This is a genomic window from Actinomadura coerulea, assembly GCF_014208105.1.
In the GTDB taxonomy this organism is placed as follows: Bacteria; Actinomycetota; Actinomycetes; order Streptosporangiales; family Streptosporangiaceae; genus Spirillospora; species Spirillospora coerulea.
The window spans coordinates 527,477-546,256 of sequence record NZ_JACHMQ010000001.1 but is presented as its reverse complement, the minus strand read 5'-3'; the positions used below and the strand labels follow the sequence as shown (position 1 = coordinate 546,256).

Here is an 18,780-nt window from a genome sequence, read left to right as displayed (position 1 = left end):
CACCGTCGATGCCCAGGACAAGGGTCCGGGACGCCGAATCGGTGGCTGGCGCATCGCCTCGCGGCGCCATGACGGATCTCACCTGACGCGCTCCAGACAGCCGGTCGTCTCAGCACTACCCAGCGACAGTATGGGGCATGACCCCGCAGTAAGGGGAGAAGATCGCGCTTACCGCGCCGAAAACCGCCCGCCGTCCGCTTCCGGACGGCTCCGCGGGCCGCTCTCGATGCCCCTGAGGAGGGTGTCGACGACGGCGTCGGCGTACCCCTCGGGGAACGTCTCCTGCGGCCGCTTGGCGGTCAGCGAGCCGAGCAGCAGCGACATCGCGACCTCCACGTCGAGGTCGGGGCGCAGCTCCCCGGAGCCGACCCCGCGCTGGATCACCTCGCGGATGACGTCGCGCCGCGGCTCGATGACCTCCTGCCGGTAGCGGGCGTACAGCTCGGGGTACTTCTCCGCGCCGCCGACGACGTTCCAGAAGCACCGCGAGTACCGGCGGTGCCGGTCGCCCGCGAACCGCCGCGCGATCGCGGTGAGGTCCTCGCGGGCGGACCGGCCGGACGGCTCCGGCAGCGGCTCCTTCACCGCGCCGAGCGCGTGCACGATCAGGGCCTCCTTGCTGGGCCAGCGCCGGTAGATCGTCGTCTTGCCGACGCCGGCGCGGGCGGCGACCGCCTCGATGGAGACGCCCGCCACCCCCGACTCCTCGGCCAGCAGGTCAAGGGTGGCCTCGATGATGGCCTTCTCGGCGCGCTCGCTGCGAGGCCGCCCCGCGTGCCGCCGCTCGGTCCCGGTCATGATCCCCTCACCCTGCCACACCGGCCCTCACGCGGCGGCCTTCTCCGGCCGCCGCTCGGCCGGCGCCTGCTCGGGCGGCGCCGCGGCGCGTCCCGGCATCCACTTCAGGACGACCAGGGCGCCGACGAAGGAGATCACGGCGGCGGCGACGGACGCCGCGTGCATGGCGTGCACGAAGGCCGCGTCGGCGGGGCCGACGAGGCCCTGCCCCGCGGGGCCCATCTGGGCCGCGACGGCGTGCGCGCCCTCGATCGACTCGGCGGCGGCCTCCCGCGCGCCGGCGGGCAGCGCGGCGAGCTCGTCGCGCAGGTCGCCCCGGTACACGGAGGCGACGACCGAGCCCAGCACGGCCACGCCCATCGCGACCGCGACCTGGCGGGCGGTGTTGTTGATGGCCGACCCGGCGCCGGCCTTCTCGCGGGGCAGCGCCGACATGACCGACTCGGTGGCGGGCGGCATCACGTTGGCCATCCCGGCGCCCTGCACGAAGAAGATCGCGCCGAGGATCCACAGGGAGGTGTGGACGCCGACGAACTGGTAGCTCGCCAGCGCGACGCTGACCAGCAGCAGCCCGATCGTGCAGACCGCCTTGGCGCCGAAGCGGCGGACCATCGCGGCGCTGCGCGGCGCGAAGGCGAGCTGCGCGACCGCGAACGGGAGCACCATGGCCCCGGACTGGAGCGGCGTCAGACCGCGCACCGACTGCATGTAGAAGTTGGCGAAGAAGAACACGCCGGTGGCGGCGAAGAAGCACAGCGCGATGGACGCGACGGCGGCCGACATGCGGGCGTCCTTGAACAGCCGGACGTCGAAGGCCGGGGACGCGGTGCGCGCCTCGTGCCACACGAACAGGGCGAGCACGGCGGCGCCGGCGAGGATCGGGCCGAGCACGGAGAGCTCCAGCCAGTCGCCCTTCTCGCCGCCCTGGATGATCCCGTACGACAGGACGACCAGGCCGATGACCGACAGCACGACGCCGACCGGGTCGAGCCGGCCGGGGGCGGGGTTGCGCGACTCCGGGACCAGGAAGGCGATCAGCGTGACGCCCACCACGATGACCGGCACGTTGATGAGGAAGACCGAGCCCCACCAGAAGTGGGCGAGCAGCAGGCCGCCGGTGAGCGGGCCGATGGCGACGCCGAGGCCGACCGCGCCGGCCCAGATGCCGATGGCGCGGGCGCGCTCGTGCGGCTCGAAGACGTTGGTGATGATCGACAGCGTCTGCGGCATGACCGCGGCGCCGCCGAGGCCCATCAGGGCGCGGGCGTAGATGAGCTGCTCGGGCGACTGCGCGTAGGCCGACACCAGCGAGGCGACGGCGAACACCGCCATGCCGCCGGCGAGCACGCGCTTGCGGCCGATCCGGTCGCCGATCACCCCGAAGGTGAACAGCAGGCCGGCGAAGACCAGCGTGTAGGAGTTGATCGCCCATTCGAGCTGGCTCTGGGTGGCGCCGAGCCCCTTGTCGGGGTCGGCGATGGTCTTGAGCGCCACGTTGAGGATGGTGTTGTCGAGCACCACCACCAGCAGGCTCACGGTCAGGACGCCGAGGATGTACCACCGGCGGCGCTGGATCGTCTGGGGGTCCATGTCGATACGCAACGGTATCGTTTCGGAATCTGTTCCCGCCCGGCGGAGAAAAATCTGGAATGGGGAGGGGTACCCGAATCGTTGGTCAGGTGGCACCATCGGTTTCGTCTGGGTACGCCGCAGTGGCGCCTCAAGACCAGCGGAGGTTCTGCATGTCTTCATCTGTCGCACCCCCGGCACAGCCGACCGCACTCTACGGCGGTACGAGCGGGCGAAGGGTGACCGTACGCGACATCGCCGCGGCGAAGCAGCGGCACGAGAAGTGGCCGATGCTCACCGCCTACGACGCGCTCACCGCGCGGATCTTCGACGAGGCCGGCATCCCCGTGCTGCTCGTCGGCGACTCCGCCGCGATGGTGGTCTACGGCTACGACTCGACCATCCCCGTCACCGTCGACGACCTCATCCCGCTCACTGCGGCCGTCGTCCGCGGCTCCAAGCGCGCCATGGTGGTCGCCGACCTGCCGTTCGGCTCCTACCAGACGGGCGTCACCGAGGCGCTGACGGCCGCCACCCGGTTCCTCAAGGAGACCGGCGCCCACGCGGTCAAGCTGGAGGGCGGCCGCCGGATCATCCCGCAGGCCGAGGCGATGGTCGCGGCCGGCATCCCGGTGATGGGCCACCTCGGCCTCACCCCGCAGTCGGTGAACGCGTTCGGCGGCTACCGGGTGCAGGGCCGCGGCCAGGACGGCGACGAGCTGATGGCCGACGCCAAGGCGCTGGAGGCGGCGGGCGCGTTCTCCGTCGTCCTCGAGTGCGTGCCCGAGGACCTCGCCGCCCGCGTCACCGCGTCCCTGTCCATCCCGACGATCGGCATCGGCGGCGGCAACCAGACCGACGCACAGGTCCTCGTCTGGCAGGACATGGCCGGGCTCACCCCGCACACCGCGAAGTTCGTCAAGAAGTTCGCCGACATGAACACCCTGCTCGGCGAGGCGGCCCGCGCCTACGCCGACGAGGTCGTCAGCGGCGTCTACCCGGCGCCGGAGCACACCTACCACTAGCGGGCACGGGCCCCAGCGCCGAACCAGGCCCACCCCCGCACGGCCGCGCCGCCCCCGGCGCGGCCGTGTGTGCTTCCGGCCGTGTGTGTTTCCGGCGGTATGCGGTTTCCGGACGTGCGGCGTCCGCTACTGGTCGGGGTTGGAGCGGACGGGTTCGGGCCGTGCTCCCCCGCCGGAGCGGCCGCCGTCGTGGTCCTGGCCGTCGCGCGGCGGCGGGAGGCGGCGCGGTGGCGCGCCGTCCGCCGTGATCTCGTCGCGGAGCGTCTCCACGGCGGAGCGCAGCACGTCGGGTCCGGCGACGTTCATCAGCAGCAGCCCCAGGTTGAGGGCCATCTGGCCGTCGGTCATCTCGCTGCCGGCGAGCGCGTCCACGGCCGTGCGCAGGTCGGCCTGGTCCTCGGCGGACACGTTCTGCAGCAGGCCGAGGCAGTACGTCGGCAGCGCGAGCCGCGACTTGGCGAACGAGACCCCCCGCATGATCTCGCCCGCCTCGTGCGCGCGGGTCTTGGCCTGCATCCGGTCGACGCCCCGGTCGGCGGCGGCCAGCAGCGAGGTCAGCAGCGTGCTCGGCCCGACGGCGACGTCCTCGTCGCCGACCCGCACGGTGAACACCGCGCTGCGGAACACCATCATCGAGCCGAGGCTCGCCACGAGCACCTGCGTCGCCTCGGCGACGTGCGGCGACTGGACGCCGAACCGCCAGCCGAAGGTGTGCAGGAGCAGCAGGGAGCCCGCGCCCGCTCCCCCATTGATCAGCACGTACGCCCAGGTGCTCGGCACCCGGACCAGCGTGGTGGGCCGGTCCCGGTACCGGCTGACCAGCTCGGCGATGCCGACCAGGCAGCTCAGCGAGACGGCGACGACGTATCCGGTCATCGGGCCGCGGTCACTCCCCCGTCAGCCGGACGACCTCGTCGATCTCCCGCTCCACCGCGACGAGGCCGCGGTCGCGCAGCCGGTCCACGGCGTCGGCGACCTCCAGCAGCCCGAGCCGGGTCGAGTGGTGGATCTGCTCCAGCGACAGCGGGCCGTTGGCCGCCCGCAACTGCGCCAGCACGCGGCGGCACGCGTCCTCCGCGGCCGGATCGGCGTACCCGGCGGCGCGGCCCGGCTCACCGGCGAGCGCCGCACCCGGCGGCCGGACGCCGCCGCTCCTCCCGGAAGGTGCCAGGAACGCGCTCCACGGATCTGCCGACCGGTTCTCTCTCATCTCCACCCCGCCTGTCGCCACTGCGATGGTATGCCAGGACTAGGACGCGCGGCAGGCCCGAACCGCTCCCCGCCCGGTCAGTGGTCGCGCTCTCCGGGGCCGTCCGGCTGCCCGGCCCCGTCCCGGACGTCTTCCTCCTCCGCCCCGGACGGGCCGCGGCGCCGGGAGGAGGACCGCGCCACGATCAGCCGGTCGCCCGGTTCGAGGGCCGCGCAGCCGGCGTCGTCGAACGGCAGCAGCCGGCCGCCCCGCACCACCGCCAGCGCGGGGGCGCGGACCGCGCCGAGCGGGCCGCCGACCTCGTCGGGGTGGACCTCGCGCTCCACCAGGTCGAGGCCGCTCCCCTGCTCCAGCAGGTCCTCGATGACCTCGCCGACGCTCGGCTGCGTGGTGGAGACCCCGAGCAGCCGCCCCGCCGCCTCCGACGAGGTCACCACGTGGTCGGCGCCGGACTGGCGCAGCAGCGGGACGTTCTCCGACTCGCGCACGGCCGCCTGGATGCCCGCGTGCGGGTTGAGCTGCCGGGCGGTCAGCGTGATCAGCACCGCGGTGTCGTCGCGCGCGCTCGCCACCACGATCTCGCGGGCCCGCTCGACGGAGGCCTGCCTCAGCACCGAGCTGCGGGTCGCGTCCCCGACGACGCCCGCGAACCCGGCCTCGGCGGCCTCGGCCACCACCCGCGGGTCCGGGTCCACCACCACGATCGACTCGGGCGGGACCCCGGTGCTCAGCAGGGTCCTGATGGCGCTGCGGCCCTTCGTGCCGTAACCGGCCACCACGATGTGGTCGCGCACGCGTGCCCTCCAGCGGGACCTCCGCCAGTCGTCGCGGGTGCGTTCGGCCAGCACCTCGAGGGTCGTGCCCACGAGGACGATGAGGAACAGCACCCGGACCGGCGTGATGAAGACGATGTTGACGAGCCTCGCGCCGTCCCCGACCGGGGTGATGTCGCCGTACCCGGTCGTGGACATGGTCACCGAGGCGTAGTAGAAGGCGTCCAGCAGCGAGAGCCGCCCGTCGCCGGTGTCGCGGTACCCGCCGCGGTCGGCGTAGACGACGGCCACCACCATGAGCAGCAGGACGAACGCCAGCCCGACCCGCCTGCCCACCGCGCGCAGCGGCCCCGTCCTCGCCGACGGCAGCAGGACGAGCGGCCTTCGCGCCGCGTCCGGACCGTTCATCCTGGCACGGTACCGGGACCGGCCGTCCGGGACGCGGTCAGACGTCCGTGATGCGCAGTCCCGCGTGGGCCTTGTAGCGGCGGTTCATGGAGATGAGGTTGGCGGTGAACGCCTCGATCTGGTGGGCGTTGTGCAGCCGCCCGCCGTAGACGCCGCGCATCCCGGGGATCCGCCCGGCGAGCGCCTGGACGAGGTCGGTGGCCTCCCTGTCGTTGCCGAGCACCAAGACGTCCAGCTCCATCTCGTCCACCTCGGGGTCGAGCAGCAGCCTGGCCGACACGTGGTGGAAGGCGGCCACGACCCGGCTGTCGGGCAGGACGGCCGCGGCCTGCTCGGCGGCGCTGCCCTCCTCGACCGGCAGCGCGAACGCGCCCTTGCCCTTCTCGAAGCCGAGCGGGTTCACGCAGTCCACGACGATCTTGCCGGCCAGCTCGGCGCGCAGCGACTCCAGCGTGGCCCTGTGCCCGTCCCACGGCACCGCCACGATCACCACGTCGGACTCCCCGGCCGCGACCGGGTTCTCCGCGCCGGAGACGGGCAGGTCCGCGCCGAGCTCGTCCGCGGCGGCCCGGGCGCGCTCAGCCTTGCGCGACCCGATCGTCACCCGGTGCCCGGCCAGCGCGAACCGGCGCGCGAGGCCCTTGCCCTGGTCGCCCGTCCCGCCGAGGATGCCGATGGTCAGGCCGCTCGCGTCGGGAAGGTCGTAGGGCGTCTTCTGCTGCTGCTCAGTCATGCGGCCGAGTCTGCCAGGCCGCTCCCCGGTGGCCCGGCGCCGGGCTCCCGCATCGCCGAAAGGGCCTGCCCGGGACGCGCGGTGAGGCACCATGGTGCCCGTGGACGCCGAGCAGATATCGATGTTGCGCGAGGTCCTGTCGGCGACGGGCTGGCTTGAGCGGACCGAGGAGTTCGGCCGGGCGCTGCGCGTCACGTCCCGCACCCCCGGCGGCCTCCTGCTGGTCGGCACGCCGACCGGCGACCCCTGGCATCTGGCGGCGCACCTCGACGACGAGAGCCGGCTCGGCGACGCCCCGGGCCTCGCGCCCACGCTGGTGCGCTGGCGGCCTCCGGCCGACGCGCCCGCGCACCTGCGGGTCGGGCTGGAGCGGCTGGAGGCGGCCCGGCGCGGCGAGACGCTGTTCGTCGTCGCCGAGGAGGGGGCGCCCGTTCCGCTGCTGGAGCGGGTGGACGACGCGCGCCGCACCGGGGCGACCGTCCTCGCGCTGGAGGGCGGCGACCGCGAACTGCGCGGCCTCGCCCACGAGGCGCTGACCGTCCCGCCGGGCGAGGCCCTCATGTCGTTCGACGGGGCGCAGCACCTCGTCAGCGCGGCCGCGGGCCGGGAGCCGGCGCGGAGCTCGCGCGGGATCCGGCGCCGCCTCGCCCGGCTCCTCGACGCCGTCTCCGGCCCGGTCGTGGACTAGTCAGTCCTCGTTCTGCCTGCGCCACGCCTCGTTGCGCTCGCGGGCGATGGCCAGGGCGTCCGCGGCCTCGCCCTCGGTCTTGTAGGGGCCCATCCGGTCCTTGCCGGGGCAGCCGGCCCCGTGCTCGACCTTCATGTGCTTCAGGCAGAACCACCAGTCACCGTCGTCACCGGCCATCGGCGCTCCTCTCGATCATGCGCTGGCACGGAAGTGTGCCCGGATCGCGCTGACTACACTCCATCACTATGACGACCCAGTTGCTCCGACCCGGACGCGTCTCCCCGATGCGCAAGGTTCCCTCGAACATTCCGCGCCCGGAGTACGTGGGGAAGCAGCGGCCGCGGACGGGTGAGCCGGACGTCAAGCCGCCCGAGGTCATCGAGCGGATGCGGGTCGCCGGGAGGATCGCCGCGCAGGCGCTGGAGGAGGTCGGCAGGCACGTCCGCCCCGGGATCACCACCGACGAGCTGGACGCCGTCGGGCACGAGTTCATGCTCGACCACGGCGCCTACCCCTCCACGCTCGGCTACCGGGGGTTCCCCAAGTCGCTGTGCACCTCCATCAACGAGGTGATCTGCCACGGCATCCCGGACGACACGGTCCTGCGCGACGGCGACATCATCAACGTCGACATCACCGCCTACGTCGACGGCGTGCACGGCGACACCGACGCGACGTTCCTGTGCGGGGACGTGGACGAGGAGTCGCGCCTGCTGGTGGAGCGCACCCGCGAGGCGGCGATGCGCGGGATCCGCGCGGTCAAGCCCGGCCGGGCGCTGAACGTGATCGGGCGGGTCATCGAGTCCTACGCCAAGCGGTTCGGGTACGGGGTCGTGCGCGACTTCACCGGGCACGGGATCGGCACGACGTTCCACTCCGGCCTCGTCGTCCCGCACTACGACGACCCGGCCGCCACGACGATCATCGAGCCGGGCATGACGTTCACCGTCGAGCCGATGCTGACCCTCGGCACGCACGAGTACGACATCTGGGACGACGGCTGGACGGTCGTCACCAAGGACCGCAGGCGGACCGCGCAATTCGAGCACACCCTGCTGGTGACCGAGGACGGCCACGAAATCCTCACCCTGCCGTGACCCATCCCTCGATCTGGAGTCCGATTCGCCCACATCCGGCCCGGGAGACCCTCGAGAGATGAACGCCCCAGCGCCGTACGAGCCGAGGGTTCCCTCCGACAGCATGCCGCCGGGGCAGGCGGCGCTGAGCGTCACGTGGGCGGCGCTGCCGTTCCTGAGCCTCGGCTTCGCGACGCCGTTCACGTTCGCCGCCGCGCTGCTGTGGCGGCGGAGCCTGCACCTGCTGGTGTCGACGGTCGCGTACGCCGGGGTGTTCGCGCTGATGCTGTTCATGCTCTCCGGCACCGGCGAGGACGAGGGCACCGTGCGGGCCGCCGGCATGCTGATGTCCGTCCTGGCGGTGGTGGGCTGCGGGCACGCCTTCCTGATCCGGCGGAAGGTGTTCGACCCGCACGGCCTGTCGGGCGTCGACAACGAGGCCGTGGTGGAGCGGGTCAAGCGGCAGCGGCTGCTGCGGCAGAAGGCGCGGGACCTCGCCGCGTCCGACCCGGGGCTCGCCAAGGAGCTGCGCATCGGGCGGCCCGACCTGCCGCACCAGTACAACGACGGCGGGCTCGTCGACGTCAACCACGCGCCGGCGCAGACGCTGACGCTGCTTCCCGGCGTCACTCCGGAGCTGGCGGCCGTGATCGAGCGGGTCCGGGCCGAGACGGGCGGGTTCGTGTCGGCCGAGGAGCTGTCCGCCGTGGCGGGGCTCCCGCCCTCCCTCACCGGCGATCTGGCCGAGTACGCCGTCTTCATCCTCTGAGGGCGGGTATGCAGCGGGCGTGACCCCGAAGAAGCCCGAGAAGCACGCCGCTCCCCCCGCCCGGGAGGGCGACCGGCTCGCTGAGTACCGGGACAGGCGCGATCCCGGACGGACGCCGGAGCCCGTGCCCGGCGACGAGGCGCTCCCGCGCGGGAACGACGACACGTTCGTCGTCCAGGAGCACCACGCGACCAGCCTGCACTGGGACCTGCGGCTCGAACGCGACGGCGTCCTCGTGTCGTGGGCCGTGCCGAAGGGACTGCCGTGGAGCCCGGACACCAACCACCTGGCGGTGCACACCGAGGACCACCCGCTGGAGTACGCCGCCTTCGAGGGCGAGATCCCGCGCGGCGAGTACGGCGCCGGGAAGATGACCATCTGGGACCGCGGGACCTACGAGACGGAGAAGTGGTCCGAGCGCGAGGTGAAGGTCGTCATCCACGGCTCGCGCGTGTCCGGCCGCTACGTGCTGTTCAGGACGCGCGGCAGGAACTGGATGATCCACCGGATGGACCCGCCCGCGGACCCGGACGCCGAGCCGCTCCCGGAGTCGCTGCGCCCGATGCGGCCGCAGGAGCGGGCCCGCCTCCCCCGCGACCCGGACGCGTGGGGCTTCGAGTTCGCGTGGGGCGGCAGGCGGCTGGCCGCCTACGTCGAGGGCGGCCGGACCCGGTTCACCGACGGGCGCGGCCGCGCCGTGGACGGCCCCGGGGGGCTCGGCTCCCGGCTCGGGGCGCAGCTCGGCGTCCGGCCCGCGCTGCTGGACGGGGAACTGGCCGTCCTCGACGGCCGCGAGACCTACATGGTCTACGACGTGCCGCACCTGGACGGGCACCCGCTGCTGGACGTCCCCTACCGGGAGCGGCGGGAGCGGCTCGACGACCTCGGCCTGTCGGGACCCCGCTGGCAGACGGCCCCCTGGTTCCCCGGGGACGGCGCCGCCGTCCTGGAGGCGGCGCGCGGCCAGGGGCTGCCCGGCGTGGTCGCCAAGCGCCTGGACTCCCCCTACGAGCCGGGCGAGGAGTCCGGCGCGTGGCGTCTCGTCCCGTCCCGTCCGAAGAGGCGGCGCTGACCCGCCCGCGGTCCGCCCCGGCCGCCTGATCCGCGCCGGAGCGCGCGGAGAGAACCCGTGCCCCTGGCGGAACCGGCGGCGGCCTCCGGGCATCAAAAGGACGTGACGCCGCGTTCGGCGCGTCTTCGCCGAAAACGATCAGGAGCGGATTAGAGTCCCGCCCTGAGACGGGCGGCGGTACGCGCTGGAAGGCGGGGGAACGGCACATGATGGGCAAGACGCATGCCCTGAGCGGCGCGCTGGCGTGGCTGGGCGCCGTCCCGATCCTCGGGCAGGAGCGGCTGCTCGGCGAGTACGCGGTGGCGCTGTCGCCGGAGCAGATCATGGCGGGCGCCGTGGTGTGCGCCGGCGCCGCGATCCTGCCCGACATCGACCACCACAACGGCCGGATCGCCAACACCTTCGGGCCGATCACGAACCACATGTGCAAGTGGATCGGGAAGCTGTCGGGCGGGCACCGGCAGGCGACCCACTCGATCCTGTTCGCGGTCGGCATCGGCTGGGCGATGGACACCCTCGCCACCCACTACGTCTGGGCCTGGTGGGCCTGCCTGTTCATGATCGTGGGACTCGGGCTGCGCGGCGTCGGGCTGGACTTCGAGGGCGCCGAGCCGCAGTCGGCGCTGGCGGACTGCGCGCTGGCCCTGATCGCCGTCTGGCTCATGCACAAGATCGATATGAGCTTCGTCGGGTTCGCGGTGACGCTCGGCTGCCTGGCCCACGTCGCCGGCGACTGCCTGACACCGCGGGGCTGCCCGGTGTTCTGGCCGCTGCCGTGGCGGATCGACGTCCCCGTCATCCCGCGGACGGACGGCAAGGTGGAGCGGTGGGTGGTGATGCCGGTCCTGATCCTCGGCATCGCGATCCTGACCGTCCGCTCCGTGCTCGGCGACCTCACCGCCCAGTGGCTGACGCGCGGCTGAACGCACCGTCCTCCCCGTCCGGCATGCGAGCCATCGGCTCGTGGCTCCTCGTCCGCATCGGAAGCGGCCTCGGCGGCCGGAGCGGCGGTATCAGTCGAGCAGGTCGGAGAACTGGCCGCAGGTCAGGATCTCCCGCTCGTCCCTCTCCTCGTCCGTGCGGCTCCACAGGTTGACGCGCTCGATGCCCGGGATGGCCTGCGCGGTGCACGCGATCTGGGCCCTGGCCGTCCGCGACCACGTCGCCGGCCTGGTCGGGCCGGACGCCCGGACGTCCAGCACGGAGCGGTGACCGGTGGGGCCGGCCCCGTCGGCGGCGGCGTCCGCGTAGAGCCGTTCGTGGATCTCGGTGTGCAGCCCGAGAGCGCGCTCCCGCGCTGTGGGCGGCATGGACAGCTGCGGGACGGCCAGGTTCGGTCGCCCGGGCAGGCCGGGCCTCGTCACCGCCACCAGGGTGCCGCTCTCCGCGGTCCCCCCGCCCCGCACGAGGTAGACGGTGATCGTGGCGGCGTACGCCCGCGCCCGCGGGCCCTCCCCCGCGCTGATGATCCCCGTCGGGCGGATCCCGCACCCGGCCAGGACGGCACAGGCCGCCATCGCCAGGAGCGCCCGCGCCCGGCCCGTCCGCCTCATGAGCGCTCGTCCCGTTCTCCGTCGGGCAGCCACAGGGTGAACACCGCACCGCCCTCCGGCCCGTTGGCCGCCTCCAGCGTGCCCCCGTGAAGCACGGCGTTCTCCCTGGCGATCGACAGGCCGAGGCCGCTGCCCTCGCTGCGCGAGCGCGCCGCCTCCGCCTTGACGAACCGGTCGAAGACCGACGTGGCCACGTCGGCCGGAAGGCCGGGTCCGCGGTCGGCGACCACGACCCGCACTCCGCCCGATTCCTCCCCCTCCGGACGGCCGAAGCGCAGCGAGACGGGCGGGCGCCCGTGCTTGAGGGCGTTCCCCGCGAGGTTGGCGACGATGACGTCGAACCGCCGCGGGTCCAGCCGGACGAACAGGTCCGCGGGGCCCTCCACCGCCACCTCGTCCCGCCAGCCGCGCGCCTCCAGGGTCGCGCCGACCGCGTCGGCGACGTTGACGTCGTCCAGGACCAGGGCGGCGGCGCCCGCGTCGAACCGGCTGATCTCGATCAGGTGCTCCACGAGCGTGCCGAGCCGCCGGGTCTCGTCCGCGACGAGCCGGGTGGCGGCGTCGCCACCCCCGCCGCCCTCGGCGGACTCCTCGGCCAGCACGTCCGTCATGGCGATCATCGAGGTGAGCGGGGTGCGCAGCTCGTGGGAGACGTCGGCGACGAACCGGCGGGACGCGGCCTCCATCGCCCGCAGCTCCGTCACCGTCCGCTCCAGCGCCTCCGCGGTGCGGTTGAAGGTGTGGGCGAGGTCGGCCAGCTCGTCGCGGCCCTGCACCCGGACGCGGGTGTCCAGCCTTCCCTCGCCGAGCGCGCGGGCGGCGGTGCCGAGGCGGCGCACCGGGCGCAGCACGCCCCCGGTGGCCAGCAGCGCGAGGGCGAGCGCGGCCGCCAGGGCCGCGGCGTCCGCGATCAGCAGGGTGCGGGTGAACAGCCACAGGTCGGCGGCCTCCCGGCGCAGGCTCGCGGAGACGAACACCATCGGCGGCGTCGTGCGCCACGGCTCCTCCGGCGACGTCCGGAAGCCGGTGACGCTGGCGCCCACGAGCAGGTAGGGGGTGCCGTGCCGCTCGACGCGCTGGAAGACCACGCCCCGCGTCGCGCGCCGGGCGAACTCGGGGGTCACCGGGACGTCCAGAATGTCCGGCGGCGGGAGTTCGGCCTCGTCGGGCCGCGTCGGCACCGCGACCGCACGGCGCCCCGGCGCCCCGGCGAGCGCGTCCTCCAGCGCCGCGGACACCAGCGGCTCGGTGTCGGGCGGCAGGTCGGACGGGATCTGCTGGGCGAGGGTGGTGCGGATGTCGTTGATCACCGCGTCCTGGGCGCGCTGCAGCATCACCCGCCGCAGCAGCACGTAGGAGATGCCGGAGGCGAGCACGGACGCCAGCAGCGCGACCGCCGTGAACGCGGCCGCGAGGCGCACCCGGAGCCCGGTGAACCGGAGGCGCCGCACCCACGGCGCGGCGAGCCGGAGGGGGCCCCTCACGGCGCGGTGAACCGGTAGCCGAAGCCCCGGACCGTCTCGATCAGCCGCGGCTCGGCCGGCTCGTCCTCGATCTTGGCGCGGACCCGCTGGACGCAGGCGTCCACGAGCCGCGAGTCGCCCGGGTAGGTGTGCTCCCACACCTCGGCCAGCAGGTGCTGGCGGGTGAGGGCCTGGCCGGGGCGGCGCGTCAGCTCCAGCAGGAGCCGCAGCTCGGTCGGGGTGAGGCGCAGGTCGGTGCCGTCCTTGGTGACCTTCAGGGAGGTCCGGTCGACGACGAGGTCGCCGTAGACGGACCGGTCGAGGCGGGTCTGGTCCGCGCGGCGCAGGACCGCGCGTATCCGGGCGTCCAGGACCCGGGGCTCGACGGGCTTCACCACGTAGTCGTCGGCGCCGGCCTCCAGGCCGAGGACGATGTCGAGGTCGTCGCCCCGCGCGGTCAGCAGGATCACCGGCAGCGGGTCCTCCCGGCGGATCCGGCGGCACACCTCGATGCCGTCGATGCCGGGCAGCATCACGTCCAGGATCGCGATCTCGGGCCGGCGCGCCCGCAGCGCCTCCAGGCCGTCCTCGCCGGTGGCCCGGGACGTCACCCCGTGTCCCTGGCGGGTCAGCGCCAGCTCCAGCGCCGTCCGGGCGGACGGATCATCCTCGATCAGCAGAATGCTCGCCACCCGGTCATTATCGGCCGTCCGCGATCATCAACCGGGTTGTGTCACGAGATCCGGACATCTTCGGCACGAGATCATGACGGGCCGCCGGAACCGTGGAGCGCATGTCGCTCGCCCTGCTCCCGTCCCGCCGTCAATCGCCGCCCGCCCCGCCGGGCCCCCGCCGGCCGCGCGCCCTGCCGTGGCTGCTCGCCGCCGGCGTGCTCGCGCAGGCGGCGGTCCGGCTGTGGTTCGCCTGGTCGCGGACGGGCCCGGCGGCGAACCCGGACGAGACCGGCTACCTGCTCGCCGCCCGCCTGCTGGCCGGCGGTCCGGGCGGCGACCTGTCCGGGAACACCTTCTACCAGGGCGGATACCCGCTCCTGCTCACCCCGGCCTTCTGGTTCTCCTCCGCCCCGGCGACGGTCTACACGACCGTGATCACGATCAACGCGCTGCTGGGGGCGGCCCTGTTCCCCCTCGGGTACGCGGCGGCCCGCCGCTTCGGGCTGGCCCGCCGGCCCGCCCTGCCGCTGGCGTTCGCGGCGGCGCTGCTGCCCGCGACGACGTTCTTCGGCGCCTTCGCGCTCGCGGACGCCGTCCTGCCGACCCTCGTGCCGGCCTGGCTGCTGGCGCTGGACCGGTTCGTCCGGAACGGCCGGGCCGGGGACGCGGCCCTCGCGAGCCTGGCCGCGTCCTTCGCGGCGGCCGTGCACACCCGGGGCACGATCCTGCTCGCCGTCCACGCCGCCGCCCTGGTGGCCATGGCCCTGTCCGGGCGCCGGCGGATCCGCGCCGCGCTGGCCGGGGGCGCGGTCGCGCTGGCCGGGTACGCGGCGGGCTCGGCGCTGAACGCGCACATCCGCGCCGAGCTGTACCCGCGCGGCACGCGGGACCTCGCCGGGATCCTGGCGTCCCGGCTGACCACGGTCCCGGGGCAGGAGTGGGCGCTGTCGGGCGCGGCGGGGCAGCTCTGGTACCTGGTCGTGTCCACCTGGGGACTGGCGGGCGCCGGGCTGGTGGCCGTCGCGGCGGTGCTCGCGCGGCGGCGGACGCCCGCGGCGGACAGGTTCATGGCGGGCGTGCTGCTCGCCGCCACCTGCGGCATCGCCTACGCCTCCTCGGCCGCGCTGCCCGACGAGCACCGGGTGGGCAACTTCGCCTACGGCCGCTACCTGGCGTGCGTGGCGCTGGTCTACGCCCTCGCCGGGGCCGCGGCGCTCGGGCGCCTCACCGCGGGCCCGGCGATCCGGCTGGCGGCCGCGAGCGCCCTCCTCCTGGAGGGGGCCGCGCTGTGGGTCACCGCCTACGCGGGCGAGCGGCTCCGCACCCACATCTTCATCGGCTTCGACTTCCCCGAGGTCACGTTCCTGACCGCCGACCGGAGCGGGCTGCACCTCCAGGAGGCGACACTCGCCGCGCTCGCCCTGCTCGGCGGCCTGCTCGTGCTGACCAGGCCGAAGGCGACGGCCCTGGCGGCCGTCGCGATCGCCGGGGTGAACGTCGCGGCGCTGACGTTCGCGATGGGGCCGCACACTCGGCGCGTCCCCGCCGAGCCCCCGCTCCCCGGCCCGGCCTCGGGCGGGGTCGTCACGGACGCGTCGCTCAACTGGGCGGTCAGGACCGCGCTGATGTACCCCGTGTGGTGGACGCGCCTCGGAGCGTTCGACGTCCGCGCCGGACGGCCGCCCGCCCCGGGCGTGTGCACGGTCGTGGTGCCCCTCCCGGACGGGACGCCGCCCGAGGCGTCCTGGCCCGCGCACCCGGCGGGCTGGCTGCCGCACGCGGGACGGTTCTGGTCGGTGTCCTGGGTGGCCTGGCACGACCCGTCCTGCGCGGGCGCCGACCGGTAGTGCTCGGTAGCGCTCAGTAGCGCGTCACCAGCGCGATCCGGTCGTGGTCGATGAGGAAGCCGTCCGAGACGAAGGTGACCTCGCCCCCGTACTCCAGCACCGTCTCGATGACGTGGTCGACGGCGTCGTCGACCACGTCCGCGCCCTTGAGCACGCCGGGCATGCCCTCCACCGGGATCAGCTCGCCCTTGGTCCGCACCGCGGGCGCGTAGTAGCCGCGCTCGACGACCAGGTGCTCGCCGCGGCCCTCCTCCACCAGTTCCGTCACCTCGCACAGCCCGCCCGCGTACCGCTGGATGCTGCGCGCCGCCTCCAGCTCCGACAGCACGCCGACCTCGCGGAGGTCCTCGTAGGCGGCGAGCGCGGGCCTGGCCGCCTCGGCGAGCGCGCTCGGCGAGGCGCCGTCGAAGCTGCCGTCGACGCGTCCCGCCACGGTGACGTGCGGCCCCGCCACCTCGTCGAAGACCGCCTGGTGCCGGGTGACCCCGGCGACGACCAGCGGGCGCCGGTCCCGGGCGAGGACGCGTTCGAGGGCGGCCACCACGTCACGCATGGTCTGGCGGCGGCGCTCGCCCTCGCCGCCCTGCGCGGCCCGCCGCGCCTGCCGTCCGGCGCTCGCCTCGTCGATCGGCTCGGGCTCGACGGGGAAGCCGCCGCGGGCGTACTCGGTCAGCTCCGCGCCGAGTCCGCTCCACAGCCGCGTCCGGTGGTCCGACAGCGACAGCAGCCAGTAGCGCGGCGTGCGGGTGAAGGCGGCCACGAGGTCGCGGGTGGCGAACCCGGTGTCGACGACCACCCGCTCGTCCACGGGCTGGCCGATCGTGAACGCGTGGTGCTCGCCGTGCGGGGCGGCGAACAGGACGAGCGCGTCGGAGGCGTGCCGGGGGTCGACCTCGCCCGCGGCGCGCTCCAGCCCCCGGACGACGTGGTCGGCGGCGTCGGGCTCCACCCGGGGGTCGTCGTGGAGGCGGCGGCGCACCTCCCCCAGCAGGTTCCGCAGCCGGATGCGGTCCTGCCGGCCGTCCCGGGCGGAGCGGTGCGTCGGCATCAGCACCGACACCGCGGGGTAGGGCCTCGGCTTGCGCAGCGCGGACAGGGTGACAGCGTCCATGATCCCCCGATCGTCGCTCTTTATTGTTTCTGTCTCTTTTGTAGCGACTTGTCGGTAAATGAGGCGTAAGGCCCGTCCGATTTGCGGGCCGGGACGTCATCCCGGCGTGATGAAGGCCGTCTCGTAGGCGAAGATCACTGCCTGGGTCCGGTCGCGGGCCTGCATCTTGGCGAGGATGTTCCCCACGTGCGTCTTCACCGTCTGCGGGCTCACGAAGAGCTCACCGGCGATCTCGGCGTTCGACTGGCCCTTGGCCATCAGCCGCAGCACGTCGCCCTCCCGCTCGGTGAGCCGGGCGTGCCAGGCCGCGCCCCCGGCGGCGGACGTCCCGTGCCGCCCGGCCAGCTCCCGGATCGCCGCCGGGAACAGCAGGCTGTCGCCGTGCGCGACCATCCGGATCGCCTGCAGGATCTCCTCCGGCCGCGTCCGCTTGAGCAGGAAGCCGTTCGCGCCCGCCTTCAGCGCGTCGTAGACGTACTCGTCGTTCTCGAACGTGGTGACGACGATGATCCGCGGCGGCTCCGGCACGGTGGCGAGGATGTGGCGGGTCGCCTGGATGCCGTCGAGCCGCGGCATCCGCACGTCCATCAGCACGACGTCGGGGCGCAGCCGCCGCACCTCGCCCGGCACCTCCGTCCCGTCCGACGCCTCGCCGACGACGGCCAGGTCGTCCTCGGCGTCGATGATGGCGGCGAGCCCCGCCCGGATCAGCCGCTCGTCGTCGACGAGAAGAACCTTGATCGTCATGATCCGGACCTTAGCGGCAGCGAGACGCGGAACCGCCAGCGGTCGCCGTCGGCCCCGGCGCTCATGTCGCCGCGCAGCACGGTGACGCGCTCGCGGACCCCGCCGAGACCGCGGCCGCCGCCGTGGCCCGCGCCCTCGCCGCCGGTCGCGCCGAGCGGATTGGTCATCTCGACCTCCAGCCGTTCCCCGTCGGTGCCGAGCCGCAGCCGCACCGGCACCTTCCCCGCGTGCCGCAGGGCGTTCGTCAGGCCCTCCTGGACGATCCGGTACGCCTCCCGCGACACCGCCGCCGGGACGTGCTCCACCTCCGGGTCCACCTCGGCGTCCAGCGCCACCCCGGCGATCCGCGTCTGCTCCAGCAGCCGTCCGAGGTCCTTCAGCGTGGCCTGCGGGGCGGGCCGGGAGCGGTCGTCGCGCAGCAGCCCGAGCACGTGGTCGAGGTCCTCCAGCGCGGCCCGGGCCGAGTCCTCGATCGCGGCGAGCGCCTCGCGGGCGAACTCCGGGTCGCTGTCCAGCACCCGCCCGGCCGCCCCCGCCTGCAGGGTCACCACGCTGAGCGCGTGCCCCACCGAGTCGTGCAGCTCCCTCGCCAGCCGGTTGCGCTCGGCGAGCCTGACGGCCTCGGCCCGCATCCCGGCCAGCCGCTCCGCGGCGGACGGGCCGAGGAACACCGGCGCCAGCCGGGCCAGCAGCGCGCCCGCCCCCACGATCAGCGCGAGCAGCAGGGCCAGCGACGCCAGCCCGATCAGCGGCGCGGGCCACTGGTGCCAGGCGTCCTGCCAGCCCCACGACTTCAGGAAGCGGGTGTCCCAGCTCACCGCCGGCGCGATGAGCATCACGACGGCGGCCGGGGGGAGGACCAGGCTCAGCCCGCTGACCACGACGCCCGTGCCGAGGTGCAGCGTGAACCACGCGGCGGTGCGGCCGCGGCTCTCCCAGGTGCCCGCCGAACCGGGCACGAGCCCGGCGGCGGGCCCCCCGAGCAGCTCCTTGGCCAGGGAACTCTCCAGCAGCCGCACCGTCGGCACGAGCCCGGTGACGAACGTCGCGGCCGCCGGCATGACGACCAGCATCAGCACGCCCTTGAACAGGCTGTTGCCCATCGGCAGCAGCGGGGTCATGCTGATCGCCAGGAACCAGTACGGCATCAGCAGCGCGCCGCCCACGACGAGGTGGGACCAGCGCCGCCAGGTCGTCCGCTCGATCAGCGGGCGGAGCACACGGAGCACGTCCTGATCCTGACAGAATCGGCGGCCCGGACACT

At 74.2% G+C, this 18,780-nt stretch carries 20 protein-coding genes; 7 read left to right on the top strand and 13 right to left on the bottom strand.

Annotated features, from left to right (window positions below; all coding sequences use genetic code 11):
* Positions 1 to 168: 168 nt before the first annotated feature.
* Together BKA00_RS02570 and BKA00_RS02565 are read right to left on the bottom strand one after the other, a co-directional pair.
* Entirely contained in the window at positions 169 to 798 is a 630-nt protein-coding gene (locus BKA00_RS02570; protein ID WP_185023395.1) for a TetR/AcrR family transcriptional regulator, read from the bottom strand.
* Between the two features lie 27 nt (positions 799 to 825).
* Positions 826 to 2,388, bottom strand: a complete 1,563-nt coding sequence (locus tag BKA00_RS02565) for an MFS transporter (protein WP_185023394.1) — start codon at positions 2,386 to 2,388, stop codon at positions 826 to 828.
* A 152-nt stretch (positions 2,389 to 2,540) separates the two neighbouring features.
* On the opposite strand from BKA00_RS02565, the gene panB reads away from it, so the two are divergent.
* Positions 2,541 to 3,392 (top strand): 3-methyl-2-oxobutanoate hydroxymethyltransferase, encoded by an 852-nt coding sequence (gene panB / locus BKA00_RS02560; RefSeq protein WP_185023393.1) that lies wholly within the window; start codon positions 2,541 to 2,543, stop codon positions 3,390 to 3,392.
* Positions 3,393 to 3,518: 126 nt separating this feature from the next.
* Here panB and BKA00_RS02555 read toward each other — a convergent pair whose 3' ends face one another.
* The 4 genes from BKA00_RS02555 to npdG all read right to left on the bottom strand — a co-directional run bounded on the left by BKA00_RS02555 (position 3,519) and on the right by npdG (position 6,516).
* Positions 3,519 to 4,268 (bottom strand): hypothetical protein, encoded by a 750-nt coding sequence (locus tag BKA00_RS02555; RefSeq protein WP_230298503.1) that lies wholly within the window; start codon positions 4,266 to 4,268, stop codon positions 3,519 to 3,521.
* Between the two features lie 10 nt (positions 4,269 to 4,278).
* Positions 4,279 to 4,602: a hypothetical protein gene (locus BKA00_RS02550; RefSeq protein WP_185023392.1), complete on the bottom strand. Its 324-nt coding sequence runs from the start codon at positions 4,600 to 4,602 to the stop codon at positions 4,279 to 4,281.
* A 77-nt stretch (positions 4,603 to 4,679) separates the two neighbouring features.
* On the bottom strand, positions 4,680 to 5,783 hold the full coding sequence (locus tag BKA00_RS02545) for a potassium channel family protein (RefSeq protein WP_185023391.1): 1,104 nt from the start codon (positions 5,781 to 5,783) through the stop codon (positions 4,680 to 4,682).
* 37 nt (positions 5,784 to 5,820) lie between these two features.
* On the bottom strand, positions 5,821 to 6,516 hold the full coding sequence (gene npdG, locus BKA00_RS02540; RefSeq protein ID WP_185023390.1) for an NADPH-dependent F420 reductase: 696 nt from the start codon (positions 6,514 to 6,516) through the stop codon (positions 5,821 to 5,823).
* 91 nt (positions 6,517 to 6,607) lie between these two features.
* Here npdG and BKA00_RS02535 point away from each other — a divergent pair, with 91 nt between their 5' ends.
* Entirely contained in the window at positions 6,608 to 7,204 is a 597-nt protein-coding gene (locus tag BKA00_RS02535; RefSeq protein WP_185023389.1) for a hypothetical protein, read from the top strand.
* Here the strand turns inward: BKA00_RS02535 and BKA00_RS02530 are convergent, their stop codons facing one another.
* A complete protein-coding gene (locus tag BKA00_RS02530) occupies positions 7,205 to 7,381 on the bottom strand; it encodes a hypothetical protein (protein ID WP_185023388.1) in 177 nt (58 codons plus the stop codon).
* 68 nt (positions 7,382 to 7,449) lie between these two features.
* On the opposite strand from BKA00_RS02530, the gene map reads away from it, so the two are divergent.
* The 4 genes from map (at position 7,450) to BKA00_RS02510 (ending at position 11,044) form a co-directional block, all read left to right on the top strand.
* A complete protein-coding gene (map, locus tag BKA00_RS02525; RefSeq protein ID WP_185023387.1) occupies positions 7,450 to 8,301 on the top strand; it encodes a type I methionyl aminopeptidase in 852 nt (283 codons plus the stop codon).
* A 58-nt stretch (positions 8,302 to 8,359) separates the two neighbouring features.
* Positions 8,360 to 9,049, top strand: a complete 690-nt coding sequence (locus BKA00_RS02520) for a ComEA family DNA-binding protein (RefSeq protein WP_185023386.1) — start codon at positions 8,360 to 8,362, stop codon at positions 9,047 to 9,049.
* A 19-nt stretch (positions 9,050 to 9,068) separates the two neighbouring features.
* On the top strand, positions 9,069 to 10,121 hold the full coding sequence (locus BKA00_RS40230) for a DNA polymerase ligase N-terminal domain-containing protein (protein ID WP_185023385.1): 1,053 nt from the start codon (positions 9,069 to 9,071) through the stop codon (positions 10,119 to 10,121).
* 206 nt (positions 10,122 to 10,327) lie between these two features.
* A complete protein-coding gene (locus BKA00_RS02510; protein ID WP_185023384.1) occupies positions 10,328 to 11,044 on the top strand; it encodes a metal-dependent hydrolase in 717 nt (238 codons plus the stop codon).
* Positions 11,045 to 11,134: 90 nt separating this feature from the next.
* On the opposite strand, the gene BKA00_RS02505 is transcribed toward BKA00_RS02510, so the two are convergent.
* Genes BKA00_RS02505 through BKA00_RS02495 form a run of 3 tightly spaced genes read right to left on the bottom strand, consistent with a single transcriptional unit; the run spans position 11,135 to position 13,829 of the window.
* Positions 11,135 to 11,674, bottom strand: a complete 540-nt coding sequence (locus BKA00_RS02505) for a hypothetical protein (RefSeq protein ID WP_185023383.1) — start codon at positions 11,672 to 11,674, stop codon at positions 11,135 to 11,137.
* Positions 11,671 to 13,158, bottom strand: coding sequence for a sensor histidine kinase (locus tag BKA00_RS38565; protein WP_185023382.1), 1,488 nt, complete (start codon positions 13,156 to 13,158; stop codon positions 11,671 to 11,673). Before BKA00_RS38565 ends, BKA00_RS02505 begins: the two co-directional genes overlap by 4 nt.
* The gene (locus tag BKA00_RS02495; RefSeq protein WP_185023381.1) at positions 13,155 to 13,829 is read right to left on the bottom strand and encodes a response regulator transcription factor; all 675 of its coding nucleotides are present in this window, start codon (positions 13,827 to 13,829) and stop codon (positions 13,155 to 13,157) included. The genes BKA00_RS38565 and BKA00_RS02495 overlap by 4 nt, the downstream gene beginning before the upstream one ends.
* Before the next feature lie 101 nt (positions 13,830 to 13,930).
* Between BKA00_RS02495 and BKA00_RS02490 the strand changes: the two genes are divergently transcribed.
* Positions 13,931 to 15,658, top strand: coding sequence for a hypothetical protein (locus tag BKA00_RS02490; protein ID WP_185023380.1), 1,728 nt, complete (start codon positions 13,931 to 13,933; stop codon positions 15,656 to 15,658).
* 13 nt (positions 15,659 to 15,671) lie between these two features.
* Here BKA00_RS02490 and BKA00_RS02485 read toward each other — a convergent pair whose 3' ends face one another.
* From BKA00_RS02485 to BKA00_RS02475, 3 genes are all read right to left on the bottom strand, one after another.
* Complete coding sequence (locus tag BKA00_RS02485) at positions 15,672 to 16,769, bottom strand: baeRF3 domain-containing protein (RefSeq protein WP_185023379.1); 1,098 nt, start codon at positions 16,767 to 16,769, stop codon at positions 15,672 to 15,674.
* Between the two features lie 96 nt (positions 16,770 to 16,865).
* A complete protein-coding gene (locus tag BKA00_RS02480; RefSeq protein WP_185023378.1) occupies positions 16,866 to 17,516 on the bottom strand; it encodes a response regulator in 651 nt (216 codons plus the stop codon).
* Positions 17,513 to 18,745 (bottom strand): histidine kinase, encoded by a 1,233-nt coding sequence (locus BKA00_RS02475; protein ID WP_230298504.1) that lies wholly within the window; start codon positions 18,743 to 18,745, stop codon positions 17,513 to 17,515. Before BKA00_RS02475 ends, BKA00_RS02480 begins: the two co-directional genes overlap by 4 nt.
* Between the last annotated feature and the right edge of the window lie 35 nt (positions 18,746 to 18,780).

Coding starts and splice junctions, on each gene's coding strand:
- BKA00_RS02485 (WP_185023379.1), bottom strand. CDS start 16,769: ATGGACGCTGTCACCCTGTCCGCGCTGCGCAAGCCGAGGCCCTACCCC.
- BKA00_RS02545 (WP_185023391.1), bottom strand. CDS start 5,783: ATGAACGGTCCGGACGCGGCGCGAAGGCCGCTCGTCCTGCTGCCGTCG.
- BKA00_RS02490 (WP_185023380.1), top strand. CDS start 13,931: ATGTCGCTCGCCCTGCTCCCGTCCCGCCGTCAATCGCCGCCCGCCCCG.
- npdG (WP_185023390.1), bottom strand. CDS start 6,516: ATGACTGAGCAGCAGCAGAAGACGCCCTACGACCTTCCCGACGCGAGC.
- BKA00_RS02570 (WP_185023395.1), bottom strand. CDS start 798: ATGACCGGGACCGAGCGGCGGCACGCGGGGCGGCCTCGCAGCGAGCGC.
- map (WP_185023387.1), top strand. CDS start 7,450: ATGACGACCCAGTTGCTCCGACCCGGACGCGTCTCCCCGATGCGCAAG.
- BKA00_RS02535 (WP_185023389.1), top strand. CDS start 6,608: ATGGTGCCCGTGGACGCCGAGCAGATATCGATGTTGCGCGAGGTCCTG.
- BKA00_RS02480 (WP_185023378.1), bottom strand. CDS start 17,516: ATGACGATCAAGGTTCTTCTCGTCGACGACGAGCGGCTGATCCGGGCG.
- BKA00_RS02520 (WP_185023386.1), top strand. CDS start 8,360: ATGAACGCCCCAGCGCCGTACGAGCCGAGGGTTCCCTCCGACAGCATG.
- BKA00_RS02510 (WP_185023384.1), top strand. CDS start 10,328: ATGATGGGCAAGACGCATGCCCTGAGCGGCGCGCTGGCGTGGCTGGGC.
- panB (WP_185023393.1), top strand. CDS start 2,541: ATGTCTTCATCTGTCGCACCCCCGGCACAGCCGACCGCACTCTACGGC.
- BKA00_RS02555 (WP_230298503.1), bottom strand. CDS start 4,268: ATGACCGGATACGTCGTCGCCGTCTCGCTGAGCTGCCTGGTCGGCATC.
- BKA00_RS02530 (WP_185023388.1), bottom strand. CDS start 7,381: ATGGCCGGTGACGACGGTGACTGGTGGTTCTGCCTGAAGCACATGAAG.
- BKA00_RS02550 (WP_185023392.1), bottom strand. CDS start 4,602: ATGAGAGAGAACCGGTCGGCAGATCCGTGGAGCGCGTTCCTGGCACCT.
- BKA00_RS02505 (WP_185023383.1), bottom strand. CDS start 11,674: ATGAGGCGGACGGGCCGGGCGCGGGCGCTCCTGGCGATGGCGGCCTGT.
- BKA00_RS02565 (WP_185023394.1), bottom strand. CDS start 2,388: ATGGACCCCCAGACGATCCAGCGCCGCCGGTGGTACATCCTCGGCGTC.